The organism is Nocardia sp. NPDC004151, assembly GCF_042874235.1.
Lineage (GTDB): Bacteria > Actinomycetota > Actinomycetes > Mycobacteriales > Mycobacteriaceae > Nocardia.
Map to the genome: position 1 here is coordinate 174,175 of NZ_JBIAMR010000002.1, position 20,598 is coordinate 194,772.

At 70.3% G+C, this 20,598-nt stretch carries 21 protein-coding genes; 15 read left to right on the forward strand and 6 right to left on the reverse strand.

Going from position 1 to position 20,598, the window contains the following annotated elements:
- Window positions 1-38 precede the first annotated feature (38 nt).
- Genes ACFYTS_RS04405 through ACFYTS_RS04415 form a run of 3 tightly spaced genes read right to left on the reverse strand, consistent with a single transcriptional unit; the run spans window position 39 to window position 2,788 of the window.
- Window positions 39-908 (reverse strand): ribokinase, encoded by an 870-nt coding sequence (locus tag ACFYTS_RS04405; protein ID WP_387301281.1) that lies wholly within the window; start codon window positions 906-908, stop codon window positions 39-41.
- Between the two features lie 24 nt (window positions 909-932).
- On the reverse strand, window positions 933-1,271 hold the full coding sequence (locus ACFYTS_RS04410; RefSeq protein WP_357279595.1) for a GNAT family N-acetyltransferase: 339 nt from the start codon (window positions 1,269-1,271) through the stop codon (window positions 933-935).
- Complete coding sequence (locus ACFYTS_RS04415) at window positions 1,268-2,788, reverse strand: MFS transporter (RefSeq protein WP_387301284.1); 1,521 nt, start codon at window positions 2,786-2,788, stop codon at window positions 1,268-1,270. The genes ACFYTS_RS04410 and ACFYTS_RS04415 overlap by 4 nt, the downstream gene beginning before the upstream one ends.
- A 60-nt stretch (window positions 2,789-2,848) precedes the next feature.
- Between ACFYTS_RS04415 and ACFYTS_RS04420 the strand changes: the two genes are divergently transcribed.
- From ACFYTS_RS04420 to ACFYTS_RS04430, 3 genes are all read left to right on the forward strand, one after another.
- Window positions 2,849-4,117, forward strand: coding sequence for a glutamate-5-semialdehyde dehydrogenase (locus tag ACFYTS_RS04420; RefSeq protein WP_357279591.1), 1,269 nt, complete (start codon window positions 2,849-2,851; stop codon window positions 4,115-4,117).
- A 74-nt stretch (window positions 4,118-4,191) separates the two neighbouring features.
- Window positions 4,192-5,076 carry an AAA family ATPase gene (locus ACFYTS_RS04425; RefSeq protein ID WP_379101387.1) on the forward strand — a complete coding sequence of 295 codons (885 nt, stop codon included), beginning with the start codon at window positions 4,192-4,194 and terminating at the stop codon, window positions 5,074-5,076.
- A 55-nt stretch (window positions 5,077-5,131) separates the two neighbouring features.
- Window positions 5,132-6,586 (forward strand): VWA domain-containing protein, encoded by a 1,455-nt coding sequence (locus ACFYTS_RS04430; RefSeq protein WP_387302051.1) that lies wholly within the window; start codon window positions 5,132-5,134, stop codon window positions 6,584-6,586.
- A gap of 4 nt (window positions 6,587-6,590) precedes the next feature.
- Here the strand turns inward: ACFYTS_RS04430 and ACFYTS_RS04435 are convergent, their stop codons facing one another.
- A complete protein-coding gene (locus ACFYTS_RS04435; protein ID WP_387301286.1) occupies window positions 6,591-7,004 on the reverse strand; it encodes a secondary thiamine-phosphate synthase enzyme YjbQ in 414 nt (137 codons plus the stop codon).
- A gap of 127 nt (window positions 7,005-7,131) precedes the next feature.
- On the opposite strand from ACFYTS_RS04435, the gene nadD reads away from it, so the two are divergent.
- From nadD to holA, 8 genes are all read left to right on the forward strand, one after another.
- Window positions 7,132-7,764, forward strand: a complete 633-nt coding sequence (gene nadD / locus ACFYTS_RS04440; protein ID WP_387301288.1) for a nicotinate-nucleotide adenylyltransferase — start codon at window positions 7,132-7,134, stop codon at window positions 7,762-7,764.
- A 25-nt stretch (window positions 7,765-7,789) separates the two neighbouring features.
- Window positions 7,790-8,218, forward strand: coding sequence for a ribosome silencing factor (gene rsfS / locus ACFYTS_RS04445; RefSeq protein ID WP_357279582.1), 429 nt, complete (start codon window positions 7,790-7,792; stop codon window positions 8,216-8,218).
- Window positions 8,219-8,223: 5 nt separating this feature from the next.
- Window positions 8,224-8,874, forward strand: coding sequence for a histidine phosphatase family protein (locus ACFYTS_RS04450; RefSeq protein ID WP_357279990.1), 651 nt, complete (start codon window positions 8,224-8,226; stop codon window positions 8,872-8,874).
- Window positions 8,864-9,664, forward strand: coding sequence for a diglucosylglycerate octanoyltransferase (octT, locus tag ACFYTS_RS04455; protein ID WP_357279579.1), 801 nt, complete (start codon window positions 8,864-8,866; stop codon window positions 9,662-9,664). The genes ACFYTS_RS04450 and octT overlap by 11 nt, the downstream gene beginning before the upstream one ends.
- Complete coding sequence (locus ACFYTS_RS04460) at window positions 9,661-10,503, forward strand: DegV family protein (RefSeq protein WP_357279577.1); 843 nt, start codon at window positions 9,661-9,663, stop codon at window positions 10,501-10,503. Before octT ends, ACFYTS_RS04460 begins: the two co-directional genes overlap by 4 nt.
- A gap of 176 nt (window positions 10,504-10,679) precedes the next feature.
- Window positions 10,680-11,759: a helix-hairpin-helix domain-containing protein gene (locus ACFYTS_RS04465; protein WP_387301291.1), complete on the forward strand. Its 1,080-nt coding sequence runs from the start codon at window positions 10,680-10,682 to the stop codon at window positions 11,757-11,759.
- A gap of 214 nt (window positions 11,760-11,973) precedes the next feature.
- Window positions 11,974-13,518: a ComEC/Rec2 family competence protein gene (locus ACFYTS_RS04470; protein WP_387301293.1), complete on the forward strand. Its 1,545-nt coding sequence runs from the start codon at window positions 11,974-11,976 to the stop codon at window positions 13,516-13,518.
- Window positions 13,515-14,489, forward strand: a complete 975-nt coding sequence (gene holA / locus ACFYTS_RS04475) for a DNA polymerase III subunit delta (RefSeq protein ID WP_387301295.1) — start codon at window positions 13,515-13,517, stop codon at window positions 14,487-14,489. The genes ACFYTS_RS04470 and holA overlap by 4 nt, the downstream gene beginning before the upstream one ends.
- Before the next feature lie 24 nt (window positions 14,490-14,513).
- Here holA and ACFYTS_RS04480 read toward each other — a convergent pair whose 3' ends face one another.
- Both ACFYTS_RS04480 and rpsT read right to left on the reverse strand, forming a co-directional pair.
- On the reverse strand, window positions 14,514-15,263 hold the full coding sequence (locus ACFYTS_RS04480; RefSeq protein ID WP_357279566.1) for a hypothetical protein: 750 nt from the start codon (window positions 15,261-15,263) through the stop codon (window positions 14,514-14,516).
- 333 nt (window positions 15,264-15,596) lie between these two features.
- On the reverse strand, window positions 15,597-15,860 hold the full coding sequence (gene rpsT / locus ACFYTS_RS04485; RefSeq protein WP_357090009.1) for a 30S ribosomal protein S20: 264 nt from the start codon (window positions 15,858-15,860) through the stop codon (window positions 15,597-15,599).
- 208 nt (window positions 15,861-16,068) lie between these two features.
- On the opposite strand from rpsT, the gene ACFYTS_RS04490 reads away from it, so the two are divergent.
- From ACFYTS_RS04490 to ACFYTS_RS04505, 4 genes are all read left to right on the forward strand, one after another.
- Entirely contained in the window at window positions 16,069-17,658 is a 1,590-nt protein-coding gene (locus ACFYTS_RS04490) for a circularly permuted type 2 ATP-grasp protein (protein WP_387301297.1), read from the forward strand.
- A 163-nt stretch (window positions 17,659-17,821) separates the two neighbouring features.
- Window positions 17,822-18,793 carry an alpha-E domain-containing protein gene (locus ACFYTS_RS04495; RefSeq protein WP_357279561.1) on the forward strand — a complete coding sequence of 324 codons (972 nt, stop codon included), beginning with the start codon at window positions 17,822-17,824 and terminating at the stop codon, window positions 18,791-18,793.
- 88 nt (window positions 18,794-18,881) lie between these two features.
- On the forward strand, window positions 18,882-19,724 hold the full coding sequence (locus ACFYTS_RS04500; RefSeq protein ID WP_357279558.1) for a transglutaminase family protein: 843 nt from the start codon (window positions 18,882-18,884) through the stop codon (window positions 19,722-19,724).
- 63 nt (window positions 19,725-19,787) lie between these two features.
- Window positions 19,788-20,567 carry an aquaporin gene (locus tag ACFYTS_RS04505; RefSeq protein WP_387301300.1) on the forward strand — a complete coding sequence of 260 codons (780 nt, stop codon included), beginning with the start codon at window positions 19,788-19,790 and terminating at the stop codon, window positions 20,565-20,567.
- Window positions 20,568-20,598 lie beyond the last annotated feature (31 nt).

Consider the following 20,598-nt stretch of genomic DNA (forward strand, 5'->3'; position numbering starts at 1 on the left):
ACACCCTTTCGTCGACCTCAGCCCATCATCACATCCGGCTATCGAGCGCCGGCCGCCGCGAGTACCGCCTCGACCTCGGCAGCCGCCGGAACCGAGGCGCTGGCGCCCAATTTCGTGGTGGCCAGGGCCCCCGCCGCGCAGGCCCAGGCGAGCGCGGCCGCCGGGCCCTCGTGCCAGTGCGCGGCGAGCGCTCCGGTGAAGGTGTCGCCCGCACCGGTGGTGTCCACCACGCGCACCGGAAAACCGGGGTGGGCGAGCGCGAGTCCGCCGGGACCGCGATAGGACGCGCCCGCACCGCCGAGCGTGGTGACGACGTGCGGGACGTCGCGCAGCGCGGACTCCAGGCGCGCGGCCTCGCCCTCATTGACCACGGCGATATCCACCTCGGCCCAGACGTCGTCCGGAAGGTCCCGCACCGGAGAGGGATTCAACAGCACGACGGTGCCGTTGGCCCGCGCGTGCCGGGCCGCCGCGAGCACCGTCGGGACCGGAATCTCCAACTGGCACAGCAGTACATCCGCGCCCGCCACCGTCTCCAGATCCGCCGTGCTCAGTTCCGTCATCCGCCCGTTGGCGCCCGCCACCACGATGATGGTGTTCTCGCCGCCCGCGTCCACCACGATGGTGGCGATCCCGCACGGCCCGTCCACCTCCCGCAGTCGCGCGACCCCGACCCCGTCCTCCCGCAACACCTTTCGCAGCGCGTCCGCGAACACATCCGACCCGACCGCACCGACGAACTCGACCTCCGCGCCGGCCCGGCGCGCCGCGATCGCCTGATTCGATCCCTTCCCGCCCGGCACCAGGGCGAAACCGTCGCCCGACACCGTCTCCCCGGCCGCCGGCCGCCGGCCCACGGTCGTCACCAGATCCATATTGATGCTGCCCACCACCACGATTCGCGCCATGGCCGGGACCCTGGTGCAGCCGGATCAGCCGAGAGCCGATTCGACGACGGCCTTCGCCTCCGGGGTCACCGGATCGACGATGTCGTCGAAGTCGTGATGCTTGTCCACGTACGCCTTCACGAACGGGCAGATGGGGACGATGCGGCGGCCCGCCGCGCGGGTGGCGGTGAGGGCGGCCGAGATCAGCTTCGAGGCCAGGCCCTGACCGCTGTAGGCGTCGTCGATCTCGGTGTGGAAGAAAATGCGCTGACGGCCGTGATCGACGTAGGCGGTCAGGCCCGCGCGGGTCTCGCCGACCTTGATGCCGAAGAACTGGGGGACGGTGTCGGTGGACTGGGTGACGGTCGGTTCGGTGGTGGTCATGCGCGCTCGCTTCCGATGGTCGGGGTGTGGTGATCGGGTTCCAGGGGTGGGCTCGCCACGGCGGAGAAGGTGCGGCATTCGGGCTCGCACTCGGGCGGGGCGGTACGCAGGGCGTCGTCGCGGACGGTGAAGAAGGCCAGGGCGGCGGCCGCGAGCATGAGCACGGCGCAGGTCACGATGGCCAGGTGGAAGCCGTGCGCGAAATCGGGCGGGTTGGTGTAGGCCGCGCCGGTGAGGCCCGCCAGCGGCGGGATGGCGGCGACGCCGAGCAGACCCGCCGCGCGAGCGACCGCGTTGTTGACGCCGCTGGCCACGCCCGCGTGCCGTTCGTCGGCCGTGGCCAGCACGGTCGCGGTCAGGGGCGCCACCGCCAGGGTCAGACCGAGGCCGAAAACCAGTGCGGCGGGCAGGACATCGCGCAGGTACGAGGTGTGCAGGCCGACGCGGGTCATGAGCAGCATGCCCGCCGCCGCCAGCAGAACGCCGATGGTGATGGGCAGGCGCGGGCCGATGCGCTGGGCGAGCGCGCCGGAACGGGCCGAGAACAACAGCATCAGCACGGTCACCGGCAGCATGGCGGTGCCCGCGGCGATCGGATCGAACCCGGACACCACCTGCAAGGTCAGCACCAGCAGGAAGAACACCACGCTCATGGCCCCGTACATGACGAAGGTGACCACATTGATCGCGGTGAACTGCTTGGAGGAGAAGATGGTCACCGGCAGCATGGCGGCGGGATCCTCGCCCGGGCGCGAGCGCCGCCGCTCCACGATCACGAACGCCGCACCGGCCGCGATCCCCGCGATCGCGCTGCCCCACACCAATATTCGGCTCGCCTCGCGTTCGGGAGCCATGGTCAGCGCGTAGGTCAGCCCGGCCAGGCACAGCGCGGCCAGGACCGCGCCCAGGACGTCGAACCGCCCGCGCGCGCCGGCATCCCGCGTCTCGGGCACGTGCTTGACGGTCACCGCGATCACCAAGGCCGCCAAGGGAATATTGAGCAGGAAGACCCACCGCCATCCGGCCGCCTCGACCAGCCAGCCGCCCAGGAACGGCCCGATGGCCCCCGCCACGCCGCCCAGCCCGGACCAGGCCCCGACCGCCCGCGCCCGTTCCCCGGGTGCGAACGAGGCCTGGATGATGGCCAGCGATCCGGGTGTCAGCAGCGCGCCACCGACGCCCTGCAACGCGCGCGCCGCGATCAGCATCGAAATATCCTGCGCCGCACCGCACAACGCCGAGGCGACGGCGAACCACACCACCCCGATCAGGAACACCCGCCGCCGCCCGTACCGGTCGCCCAGCGACCCGCCGAGCAGGATCAATCCGGCCAGGGTCAGCGTGTACGCGTTGACGGTCCACTGCAGGCCCGCCATCGACGCGCCGAACTCGTCCCCGATCCGCGGCAGGGCCACATTGACGACGGTGGCGTCCAGCATGGCCATCCCCGAACCGAGGACGGTGGCCAGCAGAATCCATCGACCGGTGCCCGAGGACAACCGGATGCTCGCGGTCATGGGTCCAAGGTAACAACCTGCCCGCGACCGGCGGCGGAACGCAGTCAGTAATCTGTCGGTATGACTGCTCCCACGACCACCGACCGGGACGCCGTCCGCGAGGCGGTGCACGACTCGGCGCGCCGGGCTCGGGTGGCGTCGCGGACGCTCGCCCAGCTCACCACCGCGCAGAAGGACGCCGCGCTGCACGCCGCGGCCGACGCGCTGCTCGCGGCCGCGGACGCCGTCCTCGCGGCCAATGCCGAGGACATCGAGATCGCCAAGGCCGGCGGCACCGCCGAATCCCAGCTGGACCGGCTGCGGCTGACCGAGGCCCGGGTCGACGGGATCGCGGCCGGGCTGCGGCAGGTGGCCGCGCTGCCGGACCCGATCGGCGACGTGGTGCGCGGCAAGACGCTGCCCAACGGCCTCGAGATCCGTCAGGTACGGGTGCCGCTCGGCGTGGTCGGCATGGTCTACGAGGCGCGGCCGAACGTCACGGTCGACGCCTTCGGGCTGGCGCTCAAGTCGGGCAATGCCGCGCTGCTGCGCGGGTCCTCCTCGGCCGCGAACTCCAATGCCGCCCTGGTGAAGGTGCTACGGGAAGCCCTTGCAGCGCAGGGTCTTCCGGCCGACGCCGTGCAGCTGCTCCCGTCCGAGGACCGCTCCAGCGTGACCCACCTGATCCAGGCCCGCGGACTGGTCGACGTGGTGATCCCGCGCGGCGGCGCGGGCCTGATCAACGCCGTGGTGCGCGACGCGCTCGTGCCGACCATCGAGACCGGCACCGGCAACTGCCACGTCTTCGTCCACAGGGACGCGGATCTGGATATGGCCGAGTCCATCCTGATCAACGCCAAGACCCGCCGGCCCTCGGTGTGCAACACCGCCGAGACGGTCCTCATCGACCGGGCCATCGCCGAGGTCGCGGTGCCGCGCATGATCCGGGCGCTCGAGGACAAGGGCGTCACCATCCACGGTGACCTGCCGGGCCTGGTGCCCGCCACCGACACCGACTGGGCCGACGAATACCTGTCCCTGGACATCGCTTTGAAGGTCGTCGACGATCTCGACGCCGCCGTCGACCACATCAACGAGTGGGGCACCGGCCACACCGAGGCCATCGTGACCGCCGACCTGAAGGCCGCGCGCGAGTTCAGCGCCCGCGTGGACGCCGCCGCCGTCATGGTCAACGCTTCCACCGCGTTCACCGACGGTGAGCAGTTCGGCTTCGGCGCGGAGATCGGCATCTCGACCCAGAAGCTGCACGCCCGCGGCCCCATGGGCCTGCCCGAACTGACCTCCACCAAGTGGATCGTGTGGGGCGACGGGCAGATTCGCCCCGTCTAGCGAAACCCGGCTTCGCCGGTTGGAATTGGGGTCCGGGCCTTCCCCCAGGACCCCCGAAAGTAGGAGGACCGCCCGTGGCTCCGACCACCGCGCCCACCCAGGAGCCGATCTTCTCGTCGGTCGACGATGTGATCGAACGGCTGGCCGGCACCGGCTACCTGGCCGACAAGGCCACCGCCACCTCGGTTTTCCTCGCCGACCGGCTCGGCAAGCCGCTGCTCATCGAGGGCCCCGCGGGTGTCGGCAAGACCGAGCTGTCCAAGGCCGTCGCCCAGGTCGCGGGCGCGGAACTGGTGCGGTTGCAGTGCTATGAGGGCGTGGACGAGGCGCGGGCGCTCTACGAGTGGAACCACGCCAAGCAGATCCTGCGCATCCAGGCGTCCTCGGAGAACGACTGGGCCGAGACCAAGGCCGATGTCTTCACCGAGGAATTCCTGCTGGAGCGCCCGCTGCTCACCGCCATCCGCCGCGACGAGCCGACGGTGCTGCTCATCGACGAGACCGACAAGGCCGACGTCGAGATCGAGGGCCTGCTGCTCGAGGTGCTCAGCGACTTCACCGTCACCGTGCCGGAACTGGGCACCATCGCCGCGAGCCGCAAGCCGTTCGTGGTGCTCACCTCCAACGCCACCCGCGAGCTGTCCGAGGCGCTCAAGCGGCGCTGCCTGTACCTGCACATCGACTTCCCCGACGAGGAGCTCGAGCGCCGCATCCTGGCCAGCCGGGTGCCGGAGCTGAAGCCCGCCGTAGCGGCGCAGCTGGTGCGGATCGTGCACGTGCTGCGCGGCATGCAGCTCAAGAAGCTGCCCTCGGTCGCGGAATCCATCGACTGGGCGCGCACCCTGCTCGCCCTGGGCGCCAAGGACCTCGACGACAAGACCGTGCGCGCGACCCTTGGCGTGGTGCTCAAGCACCAGGCCGACCACGTGCGCGCCCAGGCCGAACTGAAGCTGGCCTGACGTCATGGCGGGCACGGGCCGGGAGAACACGCCGCGCGGGCTGGTGTCGGCGGCCATGCGGGCCTTCACCAGCAATGCCACTCCCGCCAAACCGGTGGCCACGGTCCCTGGGCCGACGGCCGAGTACGGCCTGCCGGGGCATCTGGTCGGCTTCGTGGAAGCGTTGCGCCGCCGGGGAATACCGGTCGGGCCGTCCGAGACCGTGGACGCCGGACAGGTTCTCACCGTCCTGGACCTGATGGACCGCGAGGCCCTGCGCGAGGGTCTGGCGTGCGCGCTGCTGCGCCGCACCACCCAGCGCGCCACCTTCGACGGCATGTTCGACCTGTGGTTCCCGGCCGCGCTCGGGGAACGGATCGGGGCCGAGGAGATCGAGCTGCCGGTCAAGCCCGACGGCTCGGTCGACATCCTCGAACTGCGGAAGATGCTGGCGGAGTTGCTGGTTCAGGACCCCTCCGGCGAACAGGCGCAGCAATTGCAGGCGCTGGCCGCGCAGATGGTCGACCAGATGGGCCAGTACCAGGCCGCGGGCGGGCCGTCCTTCTCCGCCTATCAGACCCTCAAGGACCTCCAGCCCGAACTGCTGGTGAGCAAGATCCTCGCCGGCCTGGCCCAGGGCATGGACAACTCCGACTTCGACACCGAGGTCGCCCGCCGCGCGGCCCGTCAGCGCATCAAGGACTTCCGCGGCACCGTGGAGGCCGAGACCCGTCGCCGCGTCGCCGAACGCATCGGCCGCGAACGCGTCGCCACCTACGGGGTGGCCCGCCAGGCCGAGGACGCCGACTTCCTGCGAATCTCCCAGAACGAACTCGACGAACTGCGTCGCGGCAGCCAGCGCCTGGCCCGAGTCCTGGCCTCCCGCCTGGCGGCTCGCCGCCGCCGCTCCCGGCGCGGCGAGATCGACCTGCGCAAGACCATGCGCAAATCCATGTCCACCGGCGGTGTCCCGGTCAATCTGGTCACCCGCAAGCCGCGCCCCGGCCGCCCGGATCTGGTGCTGCTGTGCGACATCTCGGGCTCGGTGGCCGGATTCTCCAGCTTCACCATGCTGCTGGTGAACGCGCTGCGCGAACAGTTCTCGAGAGTCCGCATCTTCGCCTTCGTGGACCGTGTGGACGAGGTGACCGGCCTGTTCGACGCCGCCACCCCGCTCGATCAGCTGACCCGCCGCATCTTCACCGAGGCCGAGGTCGTCGGCATCGAGGGCCACTCCGACTACGGCTCGGCCCTCGAGGGTTTCGCCGAGCGCTTCCCCGACGCCGTCACCAGCCGCACCTCCCTGCTCATCCTCGGTGACGCCCGCACCAACTACCGCGACCCCGCCCTGGATACCCTGCGCCGGCTCGTCGAGACCGCCAAACACGCCCACTGGCTCAACCCCGAGGCCGAGAAGATGTGGGGCACCGGCGATTCCGCCGCCAACCGCTACGCCGACATCATCGACATGCACGAATGCCGCTCCGCCCGCCAGCTCACCGCCCTGGTCGGCCGCCTCCTCCCCGTCTAGGAGCTCAGCCGGGCAGGAAGGACAAGCGCACCTGGCGGATCGGATTGTCGACGTTGAGGTCGACCATCGCGATGGATTGCCAGGTGCCCAGGGCCAGTTCGCCGCGGAGCACCGGGATGGTCGCGTAGGGGGCGATGAGGGCGGGCATCACGTGGGAGCGGCCGTGGCCGGGGGAGCCGTGCGCGTGGCGCCAGCGGTCGTCGGCGGGGAGCAGGTCGCGGAGGGCGGCGAGTAGATCGTCGTCGCTGCCCGCCCCGAGCTCGATCAGTGCGATGCCCGCGGTCGCGTGGGGCACGAAGACGTGCAGCAGACCGTCGCCGCCCGCGGTCACGTCGCGGAGGAAGGCCGTGCACTGCGATGTGAGGTCGTGGACGACTTCGCTGCGGCCGGTTTTCACTTCGATGAGGGTGCTCTGCATGACCATCATCGTCCTCCGGCGGCCGGGGTGAATCCGGGTGCCGCGTCCGGGAGATTCGGGGCGGCCGGTCCCGATCGGGGCCGCCGCTGTGCGGGCGGCGGCTCAGCCCCCGGTAAACTCGCGGTTCGTGCATACGAACGGCCGCCGCAAGCTGGGCGTGATGGGTGGCACCTTCGACCCCATCCACCACGGGCACCTGGTCGCGGCCAGTGAGGTCGCCAACCGGTTCGACCTGGACGAAGTGATCTTCGTCCCCACCGGACAGCCCTGGCAGAAGGGGGACCGGCCGGTCAGCCCGGCCGAGGACCGCTATCTGATGACGGTCATCGCCACCGCCTCCAACCCGAGCTTCTCGGTCAGCCGCGTGGACGTGGACCGCGGCAAGGAGACCTACACCGTCGACACCCTGCGCGACCTGGCCGAACAGCACCCCGACGCGGATCTGTACTTCATCACCGGAGCGGACGCGCTGGCCAGCATCCTCACATGGCAGGATTGGTCCGAACTGTTCGAGCTGGCGAAATTCGTCGGCGTGACCCGTCCGGGGTACGAATTGAATATCGACCATCTCGCCGAACACCTCCGCGACTTCCCGGAGGGCACGGTCACGATGATCGAGATCCCGGCCCTGGCCATCTCGTCGAGCGAATGCCGGCGACGGGCGGGGGAGGGCCGGCCGGTGTGGTACCTCGTCCCGGACGGGGTCGTCCAATACATATCGAAACGGCACCTGTACGTGTCGCAAGAGCGTGCATTGTGAAAGTGCGCAGGGAAGAGGTAGCAGGGTGACAGCATCGGCAGAAGCGGTCAAGATGGCGACGGTGGCCGCACTGGCCGCCGACGAGAAGCTGGCCGTCGACGTGGTCGTGCTGGATGTCTCCGAGCAGCTGGTCATCACCGACTGCTTCGTCATCGCGTCCGCGCCCAACGAGCGCCAGGTCAACGCGATCGTCGACAATATCGAGGACAAGCTGCGCGACGCCGGACACAAGCCGGTGCGCCGCGAGGGCACTCGTGAGGGCCGCTGGGCGCTGCTCGACTACGTCGAGATCGTGGTGCACGTGCAGCACGAGGACGAGCGCGACTTCTACGGCCTGGAACGACTGTGGAAGGACTGCCCGCAGGTGGCGGTCGAGGGGATCGGCGACCCGCGGACCGCGGCAGCGGACCGGGACGCCACGACAGATGAAGACAAGGCTGGGGACGACGAGTGAGCAAGATGGCCGGCGTCCGCCGGTTGATTCTGCTGCGGCACGGACAGACCGAATGGAATGCCACCGACCGCATGCAGGGCCAGACCGATACCGAACTCAGTGACATCGGCCGGCGCCAGGCCAAGGACTGTGCCCCCGACATGGCGACCAGCGACCTGATCGCCATCGTCTCCTCCGATCTCAAGCGCGCCCACGACACCGCGCTGGCCGTCGCCGAATGCGCCGCCATGCCGGTCGTCACCGACCCGCGCCTGCGCGAGACCAACCTCGGCGACTGGGAGGGCATGGACCACCGCCAGGTCGACACCCAATTCCCGGGCGCGCGCAAGGCGTGGCGGCTCGACGCCCGCTTCACCCCGCCCGGCGGCGAATCGAAGCTCGAGGTGGGCGCCCGTTCGCTGCCCGTGGTGCAGGAACTGTTCGCCACCCGCGAGGACTGGCCCGGCCGCAGCATCATGCTGGTCGCGCACGGCGGGCTCATCGCGGCCCTCACCGCGGCTCTGCTGGACCTGCCCGAGTCCAGCTGGCCCGCCCTGGGCGGCCTCGCCAACACCAGCTGGGTGCAGTTGACCAGCCACGGCCCCGGCATCGACCGGCCCGGCTGGCGACTGGACGTGTGGAACGCGGTCGCCAAGGCGGCTCCCGATGGCCTCTGACAACGGTGCCGACCGGCCGAACAGCGAAGCGGCAGCCGACGATTCGGTGATCGAGACCGCGCCGCAGCGCAAGGTGCTGGTCGTGGTCGCGGACTCGCTGTCCTACTTCGGCCCCAAAGGCGGTCTGCCCGCGGACCATCCGCGCATCTGGCCCAATCTCGTCGCCGCCGAACTCGACTGGGACGTCGAGCTGGTCGCGCGCATCGGGTGGACCTGCCGGGACGCCTATTGGGCGCTGATCGGTGATCCGCGCGTGTGGGCCGTCGTGCCGAACGCCGGAGCGGTCGTATTCGCCACCGGCGGTATGGATTCGCTGCCCTCGCCGCTGCCCACCGCGCTGCGCGAACTCATCCGCTATACGCGTCCGGCGGCCCTGCGCCGCCGGGTGCGCGAGGCCTACAACTGGCTGCAGCCGCGGCTGTCCCCGCTGGGCTGGCCGGTGGCGCTGCCGCCCAAGGTCAGCGTGGACTATCTGGAGCAGTCGCGGAACTCGCTGGCGCAGTTGCGGCCCGAGCTGCCGTTCGTGGCGGTGCTGCCGTCGGTGCACAAGTGCGAGGCCTACGCCGAGGTGCACACCGGCCGCGAACCCATGGTGCGGGCCGTGACCGCCTGGGCCGCCGAACACCACGTGCCACTGGTGGACCTCGGAGAAGCCGTGCGCGACAACGTGTTCAACGGCCCGGCCAACCCCGACGGCATCCACTGGGGCTGGGAAGGCCACACCGCGGTCGCGCGGGCCATGGTCAAGGTGCTGACCGAGGTGACGACCGACGAGGTACACACTGCATGACCGTGGTGGTGGTGACCGACTCCTCGGCCAGTCTCCCGGCTGAACTCGCCGCCGACCTGGGGGTGCTGGCGGTGCCTTTGCATGTGCTGGTCGACGACCGCGAGATGCGCGAGGGCGTCGACGAGTGCGATATCGACTACGGGTCCTCGCAGGTCACCACCTCCGCCGCCGCGCCGGGTGAGCTGCGTGCGGTCTACGAGCGCGCGCTGGAACTCAGCGACGGCGACGGCGTGGTGGCCGTGCACATCTCGCGGCAGCTGTCGGGCACCTGGGAGGCCGGGCGGCAGGCGGTGCGCGATATGGACGCCGCCCACCGCATCCGGCTGGTGGATTCGCTCAGCGCCGGGCTCGGCACCGGGCTGCCCGTGCTCGCGGCCGCCCGCCGCGCCCGCTCGGGCGAACCTCTCGACGTGGTCTACGACTCGGCGGTCGCCGCCGCCAGCCGTGGACGGGCGTTCATCGTGGTCAACCGGACCGAGCAGTTGCGCCGCGGCGGCCGATTGAGCTCCGCCGCCGCCTTCTTCGGCTCCGAACTGGTGACCAAACCGATCCTGCAGATCGTCGACGGCCGCCTGGAACTGCGCGAGAAGGCCCGGACCCGGTCGAAGGCGTTCACCAAACTCGTCGCCGCCGCGGTCGACGCGGCCGGTGAGGACGGCGCGGCGGTCGCCGTCCAGCACCTCGGGGCGGAGGAGGCCGCCTCCACCATCGCGACTCAACTCCAATCCCTCATCCCCGGCATCCGCGAGGTGATCATCACCGAGTTCGGACCGACCCTCGGCGTCCACCTGGGTGTGGGAGCCGTCGGCGCGCTGGTCGTCCCGGGCGGCTGCGGCTGACAGGGTCCCCGCTCACCGCGGGGACTGCCGGTCGGTCAGTGTCACCAGCCGGGGTGGGGTGACGCGGCCGGTGCTGGAAATCTGCTTGTCCACAACGAGTTTCTGTATCCACAGCCCGGCGAAAAGCCCAGTTCGCGGTCCCAGCTCGCCCGGCCCCGGCTCCTACCGTGAGCCCCATGCCGCAACTCGACGAACGCACTCCACTCCAGCGCCTCACCGACCGCCCGGACAGCGAACCCCATCCGAGCCCCACGGAATTCACCCCCGGACGCCCCCATCCCTCCCGCTGGGACGAGGACTCGCTCGACGACCTTCGAGACCCCGACTCCGCCCCTCCCGCCTGGCTCTCCGAGCCGTGCGGGCCCGTCTCCCTCTGGCACGAACGCCTGGTCCCCGAACGCTTCCGCGGTACCCGCTGGGACCCCGGCCCGCGCGGCGTCCTCGTCCTCGCCGCCCTGGCGCTGTTCGCGGTCCTCTTCGCCGCCTACATCAGCCTGCGTGAAACCCCTGTCTCCCAGCCGGTCCCACCCATCGCCTCCCTCAGTGGACCAGCTCCCGCCGACCAGGACTCGCCGCCCACCGAACCGGCAGCGCCCGGCGCCGACGCCTCGGCATCCCCACGGCCTGGAGCCGCCGTGCCCGGAGCTGCCGGGCCGGCGCGTCCCCTGCCCGGTGCCGGCGCGCCGGTACCCGCCGAGGCGCGGCCGTCCACCGGCCCGCAGGCGGATCGAAACCCGGTCGTTCCCACCGCGAATCCGGGTGGCATCGCGGGACCGGCCGAACTGGTGGTCAGCGTCATCGGCCTGGTCGAGCACGGCGGTCTCCGCCGCTTCCCCACGGGAGCCCGCGTCGCCGATGCTCTGCGTGCCGCCACCCCGCGCCCCGAGGCCGACCTGTCCACCCTCAACCTCGCCCAGCCCCTCATCGACGGCGACCAGATCGTCATCGCCCGCGCCGCGCCCCGCCCGACCGCCGCCCGAGCCGTCAGCACCATCGTGAATTCCGCGGGCCCCCAGTCCGGTTCGCCTTCCGCCCCCGGCCCGCCCCGCTCCACCGCCCCCGCCGCCAAGGTCAACCTCAACACCGCCACCGAACCCGAACTCGACACCCTCCCAGGCGTCGGCCCGGTCACCGCCAAAGCCATCCTCACCTGGCGCGCCCGCCACGGCCGCTTCACCTCCGTCGACCAACTCGCCGAAATAGACGGCATCGGCCACTCCCGCCTCAACCGCCTCCGCGACCGGGTGACGGTATGACAACCGCCGAACCCGCTGCGGCGCCCCGGTGGAAGCGAACGGTCCGCCCGCGACCGAGCGGATGTGCGCCGGATTCGACTCCGATGCGCACGGAATTCTCGCCCTCCGGCGGGTTGCGCGATGTGCCCCGGTGGATGAGCGCGATCACCGCGCCCGGGCTGCCGGCAATCATGGCCTCGAGCGGTATCCGCCAGCGGGAATCGGAGTGGCGGCGATGACGGGGGAGCCTCGCGCCGGATCGGTGGATCGGGAGCCGGACGCGGTGCCGGAGGTGCTGGATGCCCGGCTGGTGCCCGCGGCGGTTTGCGGTTGGGGCGCAACGGTTGTCGCCGTGGTGGCGGGGTGGCAGGCGGGCATCGGGATCGCCGCCGGATGCGTGATGGCCGGGCTGGGGGTGTCCGCCCTGGCTGTTCGACGCGCTCGGTCGGGCCGGGTCGGTGGGGCGGCCTGGGTCGTGTTGGGGGCCTTGCTGATCGGGGCGGGATTCGGGATGGCGGGGGCGTGGCACGCGCATCGGGTGCAGGAGCATCCGCTGGGCGGGGTGCGGGCCGGGCAGCGGGTCGTAGCGGTGGTGGAGCTGGGGGAGGATCCGAAGCGGTTGTCGGGCAAGACGTTCGGTGGTCCGAAAGTGATGGTTCGCGGCGAATTGGTCGAGTATCGGGTGGGTGGACGGATCGTGCGGGCGGGTGGTGCCGTCACCGTGCTGGCTCCGGCGGGCGGGTGGCGGACGTTGATGCCGGGGCAGCGGGTGGAGTTCGGTGCGCGCGTGGGGCGTCCGTGGCGGGCCGATCTGACGGTGGCCGTGCTGCGGGCCGACGGGGCTCCGGTCGCGGCGAGTACGGCGCCGTGGTGGCAGCGGGCCGCCGGACAGGTGCGCGATGCCTTCAGCGGTTCCGCTCACCGAGCACTCTCGGATGACGCGGCGGGGCTGCTGCCGGGTCTGGTGATCGGTGACACCTCGAGTCTGACCGAGCACGTGCAGGAGAACTTCCGCGAGGTGGATCTGGCCCACCTGTTAGCCGTCAGTGGCGCCAATGTGACGATTCTGCTTGCGGCGGTGCTGGTTTCGATGCGCGCGCTCACGGTGGATCCGCGGGTGGGGGCGGTGGCGGCGGGCGCCGCGCTGGTCATGTTCGTGATCCTGGCCCGGCCGTCGCCGAGTGTGCTGCGGGCCGCGGTCATGGGAGCCATCGCGCTGCTCGCGGTGTGCACCGGGCGCAGGAAGCAGGCGCTACCCGCGCTGTGCGCCGCGGTGATCGGGCTGCTGGCATGGTCGCCGGGGTTGGCGGTGGATGCCGGGTTCGCATTGTCGGTGCTGGCCACCGCGGGGCTGATCGTGATCGCGCCGGGCTGGTCGGAATGGCTTCGGGCGCACGGCTGGTGGCGGATTCCGGCGGATTCGTTCGCGGTGGCCGCCGCCGCCTTCGTGGTGACCACCCCGCTGGTGATCGCCATGACCGGCCACCTCAGCCTGGTGGCCATCGCGGTGAACATGCTGGTGGAGCCGGTGATCGCGCCCATCACCATCCTGGGGGCGCTGGGTGCGGTGTTCGCGGTGGTCTGGGCGCTGCCCGCTGCCGTGGTCATCCACTGCACCGCTCCGCCGCTGTGGTGGCTGCTGACCGTGTCCGACCGCGCCGCGGCGCTGGGCGCGTCGGTCACCGTGCCCACCGGATTGCGGTCGGGTCTGGTCGCGGCGGTGGTGTGCGGGCTGGTGCTCGCGGGGTTGTCGGGGCGGACTCGTAGGATCGTTGCGTGAACCAGCGACCCGCGCCCCTGCATCTCGTGCTCGGTGAAGAGGAACTGCTGATCGAACGGGCGGTGGCGGCGATCACCGCACAGGCTCGGGCCACCACCGCGGATCCTTCCGCGCTGCCGGTGGATCGGCGGCGGGCGGGCGACGCCAGTACCCCGGAATTGGCGGAGCTGCTGAGCCCCTCGCTGTTCGCCGAGGACCGGGTGATCGTGCTGGAGTCGGCGGCCGAGGCCGGCAAGGACGCGGTCGCGGTCATCCAGGACGCCGCGTCGTCACCGCCGGAGGGCGTGGTGCTGGTCGTGCTGCACAGCGGCGGCGGGCGGGCCAAGACGCTCGCACCGGCCCTGCAGAAGATGGGCGCGGTCGTGCACAACTGCGCGAAGCTGACCAAGGCGGGGGAGCGGGTCGAGTTCGTGCGCAACGAGTTCCGGGCCGCCAATGTGAAGGTGTCCGCGGACGTCGTGCAGGCCCTGCTCGAGGCGGTCGGCTCGGATCTGCGGGAACTGGCCGCCGCCAGTTCACAGTTGGCGGCCGACACCGGCGGCAAGGTGGACATCGCGGCGGTGCGGCAGTACTACTCCGGCAAGGCCGAGGTGACCGGATTCGAGGTCGCGGACCTGGCCGTGTCGGGGGACCGCCCCGCGGCCATGGAGGCGCTGCGCTGGGCCATCGACCGGGGCGTGCCCGCGGTGCTGCTCGCCGACGCCCTCGCGGATTCGGTGCACACCATCGCGCGTGTCGGCTCGGCCGGGCGCGGGGACCCGTTCAAGATGGCGGGCGACCTGGGCATGCCGCCGTGGAAGGTGAAGAAGGCCCAGGGGCAGGCGCGCGGCTGGACCGGCGCGACCATCGGCGCGGCCCTGCAGGTGGTGGCCGGGCTCAACGCCGACGTGAAGGGTCAGGCCGCCGACGCGGATTACGCGCTGGAGCACGCGCTCTCGCGGATTCTGGATCTGCGCGAGAGCGCCTCCTAGGGGACCAGGCCTCCGGCTGGGGGACTAGGCCTCCGGCTTCCAGATGATCTTGCCGCCCTGGAAGTCCTGGGCCTTGCCGCCCTCGTAGTCGTACTCGTCGCCGCTCGGGAAGCCGTAGCGGCCGTTCTCGGCGCCATTGCGCACCCAGGTGTCGCGGATCGCGCCCCACACGATGTGGGTGCCCGTCTTCTGGGTGGAGTAGATCGCGCCGCCCTCGAACAGCTGGATGTGGGTCGAGGAGCTGTTGGTCTTGTTCTCGTCGGCGATGGGGAAGCCGAGCGGGCTGTTCTCCCAGCCGACGGAGGCGAACTTGTCGCGGATCACGCCGCTGAGCACGTGGGTGCCCGAACCGATCGACCAGTAGATGGACCCGCCCTGGAAGTGTTGGAAGCGACCGGGCTTACCGGTCTGGCCCTCGTCGGTGACGGGGTACTTCAGCGAGCCCGACTCCGCGCCGGTGCCGCGCCACTTGTCGCGGATGGCGCCGCCGATGGCGTGCGCGTCGGTGGCCGGGGTCCAGTAGATGGAGGCGTTGTTGACGAACTCCTGCTTCTTGCCGCCGCCGGCCGCGTCGGTCTCCGGGGTGGTCGGGTCGCCGAAGAACTCCGGCCCGCCCGCCCGGTCGTATTCGGCCTCGATGGCCCCGCCCACCTCGAACGGGCCGATGGGCCGCGCGGTCGCGACACCCATTCCGGTGGTCAGCGCGACCGCGGCCACGCCGGCGGCCAGCGAGCCGCGGGTCCAGAAGGAACGGTTGTCACGCAGCGATGCCAAGAGAACTCTCCAGTACAGGTGTCGATGTCACCCCGACGGTGTCGCAGCCATCCTGCTGCGTGCCGCCGAAGTCAGCAAGTCTCTCCGACAGAGTCGACAACACAACGGTTCCCGTTACAGGCGTCACAACTGATCTCGCGCCGATGGGGGTAACTCGCCGGGTGCGCCCAAAATTGTTTCGGTTATCAACCGCCGGTCCGCATGCATGGCGGTCAACGGCAATGAGCCGTGCGCGGGAAGTCCCGGGGAGGTGGTACAGCAAAAACCGCCGTGGTCGTCGTGGCCACGGCGGCTGTTCTGAGCATTGATCCGGTAAGTGCTACCGGAGTCGGATCAGCCGAGCTTGTTGAAGGCCAGCGAGATCGCCGACTTCTTGTTGGCGGCCTGGTTGGCGTGGATGACGCCCTTCGAGGCGGCCTTGTCCAGGCTCTTGCTCGCCGACTGCATCAGCTCGAGCGCCTTGTCCTTCTCGCCCGCGGCAGCGGCCTCGCGGAACTTGCGGATCGAGGTGCGCAGCGCGGACTTCACCGACTGGTTACGCTGGCGCGCAAGCTCGTTGGTGCGGATCCGCTTCATCTGGGACTTGATGTTGGCCACGCCGGTTCCCTCGTGTTCCTTCGTTTGGTGTGTATGCGGGATGCAAAGTCTTCGTGCGCACTACGAGATGGGTAGTCGCAGCACCGACCGTCGAGGCTACCAGGCAAGGTGTCGAGGCACGAAATCGGCCCGGTCCGCCACATGGCCGAAACCAGAAATTTATCCCCGTCCAACTGCGCGTTGCCCCTGCGTGATGGACCATTTTTGCATGGCCGCGCGCACTCCCGCCACACTCACTCCCGCTGGGGTATTCGCTGGCTATCAGCCCGGACGCTATCACCGCGCCTACGACGAGATGTTCGATTCCGCGGGCCGCCCGCGCGCCCCCTACCGGGGCATATTCAATGCCCTGGCCGCCATCGACGCCGAGGACCTGGCCGCCCGCGCCGAGGCGCTGGACCGGGCCTTCGTCGATCAGGGCATCACCTTCTCGCTCTCGGGCCAGGAGCGGCCCTTTCCGCTCGACCTGGTGCCCCGGGTGATCGCCGCCACCGAGTGGACCAAACTCGAGCGCGGCATCAAGCAGCGGGTGCGCGCCCTGGAAGCCTTCCTCGCCGACGTCTACGGCGAGCAGACCATCCTCCGCGACGGCGTCATCCCCAAGCGCCTGGTCACCTCCTGCGCCCACTTCCATCGCGAGGCCGCAGGCCTGGTGCCGCCCAACGGCGTCCGCATCCACGTGGCCGGAATCGACCTGGTGCGCGACGAGCGCGGCGATTTCCGCGTGCTGGAAGACAATCTGCGCTCCCCGTCGGGCGTCTCCTATGTGATGGAGAACCGCCGCACCATGGCCCGGGTGTTCCCGGACCTGTTCGCCTCGCACCGGGTGCGCGCGGTCGGCGACTACCCTGCCCACCTGCTGCGGGCGCTGCGGGCCGCGGCCGCCCCCAACGAGGCCGACCCGACCGTGGTGGTGCTGACCCCGGGCGTCTACAACTCCGCCTACTTCGAGCATTCGCTGCTGGCCCGGCAGATGGGCGTGGAACTGGTCGAGGGCCGGGACCTGTTCTGCCGCGACAATGTCGTCTATATGCGGACCACCGCGGGGGAGCGGCAGGTGGACGTCATCTACCGCCGTATCGACGACACCTCCCTCGATCCCATGCAGTTCCGGCCCGATTCCATGCTCGGCGTGGCGGGCATCCTGAACGCGGCCCGCGCGGGCACCGTGGTGCTGGCCAACGCGGTCGGCAACGGCGTCGGCGACGACAAGCTGGTCTACACCTACGTGCCCGCCTTCATCGAGTACTACCTGGGCGAGAAACCGATCCTGCCGAACGTGGACTCCTACCGCTGCTGGGAACCGGCCGAACGCGACGAGGTGCTCGACCGGGTGGCGGAACTGGTGATCAAGCCGGTGGAGGGCTCCGGCGGGTACGGCATCGTGATCGGCCCGGCGGCTGGCCCGCGTGAGCTGGAGGCGACCCGGCGCAAGGTGCGGGAGAATCCGCGCGGCTGGATCGCCCAGCCGGTGGTGCAGCTGTCCACCGTGCCCAGCAAGATCGACGGCCGCCTCGCGCCCCGGCACGTGGACCTGCGCCCGTTCGCGGTCAACGACGGCGACGACATCTGGGTGCTGCCGGGCGGGCTGACCCGGGTGGCGCTGCCCGCGAACTCGCTGGTGGTGAATTCCAGTCAAGGGGGCGGTAGCAAGGACACCTGGGTGCTGTCCCCGAGAACTTCTGTGGCGCAACGGGAATTGGCGGGCTCGCAGCTGGTCGGCGAATTACACCTGGCCCCCGAAAGAGACCAATCCAGAGAGCCCTCGGTGCTGCGGGCCAAGCAACAACAGCAGTGAACAACAACAGAATTCGTTGAGGCTGAGCTCATAGTTCGCGACCCGTCTCGTTCTGGACCGAGTGGAGCGGGGGAGCGAAGCGGAGGAGCGGAGGGAGGGAAGAACGAGACCTCCAGGGTCGCGAACCCGCCGGAGCGAAGCGGAGGCAGATAGGCAGAGAATCATGTTGGCGCGCAATGCCGAATCCCTTTTCTGGATCGGGCGATATGTCGAGCGTGCCGAATACACGGCGCGCATTCTGGATGTCGCGGTCCACCAGTTGCTGGAAGAGGCGACCGTCGATCCGGATCGGACTTCCCGAGTTCTGCTGCGGGTATTGGGCATCGAGCAGCCCGAGGCGGAACAGGAATTGGATGTCTGGTCGGTGACGGAGTTGGTGGCTTTCGGCCGCGACGGCGGCTCGATCGTCGATTCCATCAGCCGCGCGCGCGAGAATGCCCGCGGCGCACGGGAAGTCACCTCCACCGAAATGTGGGAATGCCTCAATGCCACCTTCAACGGCCTGGCCGCGGCCGAACGGGCGGCGCGGGCGCTGGGGCCGCACGAGTTCTGCCGCTACATCACCGACCGCGCCGCCATGTTCGTCGGACTCTCCGATTCCACCCTGAGCCGCGACGACGGCTACCGCTTCCTGCTGCTGGGCCGATCCATCGAACGCGTGGACATGACGGTGCGCCTGCTGCATTCGCGCGCTGGGGACCGCACCTCGTCCCCGGCGTGGGTGACGGTGCTGCGTTCGGCCGGAGCCCACGACCCGTACCTGCGCACCCACCGCGGTGTGCTCGACGCCAATCAGATCGCGGAGTTCATCCTGCTGGACCGCCTGTTCCCGCGGTCGGTGTTCCATTCGCTGCGGGTGGCCGAGGCCTGCCTGCAGGAACTGGATCAACGGCCCAACAGCCGGTTCGCGGCCCGCCACGAGGCGCACCGCCTGCTCGGGCGGGCACGCAGCGAGCTGGAGTTCCTGCCCTCGACGGTGCTGCTGGAGGACCTGCCCAGCCGGCTGCTGTGGTTACAGCAGACCTGCCGCGAGGTGGGGGAGGCCGTGGCGCTGCAGTACTTCCACGCCGAGTCCTGGGTGGCGTGGACCGGCCTGCACGGACGTGGGGCCGAGCGGATGGAGGAGCCGGCGTGAACGGTCAGGCCCGGAGGCGCCGCTCCACCTCCCTGCGCTTGCGAAGCGTAACCACGCAGGGCCTCGTTCGCGCCGAGGAGGAAGCAGTATGAGCTGGCGCATGCGGGTGGTGCACACCACCGGATACGTCTACGACGCGCCGGTCACCCGGTCGTTCAACGAGGCCCGGCTCACGCCGCGCGCCGACAGCCGGCAGACCGTGATCCTCAATCGCGTCGACACCGTGCCGTCCACCCGGTCCTACCGGTACACCGACTACTGGGGGACCGCCGTCACCGCCTTCGACCTGCACGCCCCGCACACCGAACTGGAGGTGACCAGCGCGTCGGTGGTCGAGACCGAGCCGTTCGCGGGCCCGCCCGAGGAGCTGTCCTGGGAGGAGCTGCGCGACGACGTCATCGGCGACCGCTTCGACGAACTGCTGGAACCCACCGAGTTCGTGCCCCGGGCGCGGCGACTGGCCTCGGTGTCGCGGCAGCTGGCCCGCGGCGTGCCGCCCGCCAAAGCGGTTGTCCGCGCGGCCGAATGGGTGCACCGGGAGATGAACTACCTGGCCGGGACCACCTCGGTGCACACCTCCGCGGTGCAGGCGTACGCCGAACGGCAAGGCGTGTGCCAGGATTACGCGCACCTCACGCTGCTGCTGTTGCGCGGCATGGGGATTCCCAGCCGGTACGTGTCCGGCTATCTGCACCCCGACCCGGCGGCCGAGGTGGGCCACACCGTGGCGGGCCAGATGCACGCCTGGGTGGAGGCCTGGACCGGGCAGTGGTGGGGCTACGACCCGACCAACAACATCGCGGTCACCGAGCAACACGTCTCGGTCGGTGTCGGTCGTGATTACGCGGATGTGCCCCCGTTGAAAGGTATCTTCAGCGGAAGCGGCTCGACCGATCTCGACGTGGTGGTGGAAATAACCCGCCTGGCCTGAGGGTTCCGGCTCGCGCCGCTCGCTCTACACCGGTGCGTTGTCCATGCAAGCGGAAGGTAGCCGATGTCTCCCACAGCTCAGGAAGTCGCCGAGGATCTCACCGACCTACAACCACCCACCCTGGGGCGCAAGCTGTTCGCCGAGGCGCTCGGCACGTTCGTGCTGGTGCTGGGCGGCGTCGGCACCGCGGTGCTGGCCGGGAGCCGGGTCGGAGCGCTCGGCGTGGCACTGGCCTTCGGCCTGACCCTGTTGTTCCTGGTGTACGCGATCGGCCCGATCTCGGGCTGCCACGTGAACCCGGCGGTCACCGTCGGCCAGCTGCTGCTGGGCCGGGTGAACATCGTGGTCGCGGCGGGCTACTGGATCGCGCAGATCGTGGGCGGTCTGATCGGTGGCGCGGTCATCTACGCCATCGCCAAGAACCTGCCCTCGTACGATCGCGCGAAAGACGGTCTGGGAGCGAACGGCTGGGGTGCGCACAGCCCGTCCAAGCTGACGCTCGGCGAGATCACCGTCAACGGCTACGGCCTGGCGGCCGCCATCACCGTCGAGGTGATCCTGACCGCGCTGCTGGTGTTCGTGGTGCTGGCCTCCACCGACCAGCTGTCGGACGTGCCGCTGGCGGGGCTGTCGATCGGCTTCACCCTGGCCGTCATCCACCTGATCTCGATCCCGGTGGACAACACCTCGGTGAACCCGGCCCGCAGCCTGGCGGTCGCCTTCTACCAGGACGGCGCGCCCGCGCAGCTGTGGGTCTTCATCGTGTTCCCGCTGATCGGCGGCGTGCTGGGCGCGCTGGTGTACAGCCTGATGTTCGGCCGCTCGCGCAACATGATCAGTTGAGCGTCGCGAATACTCGATCGGCCCCCGTTCC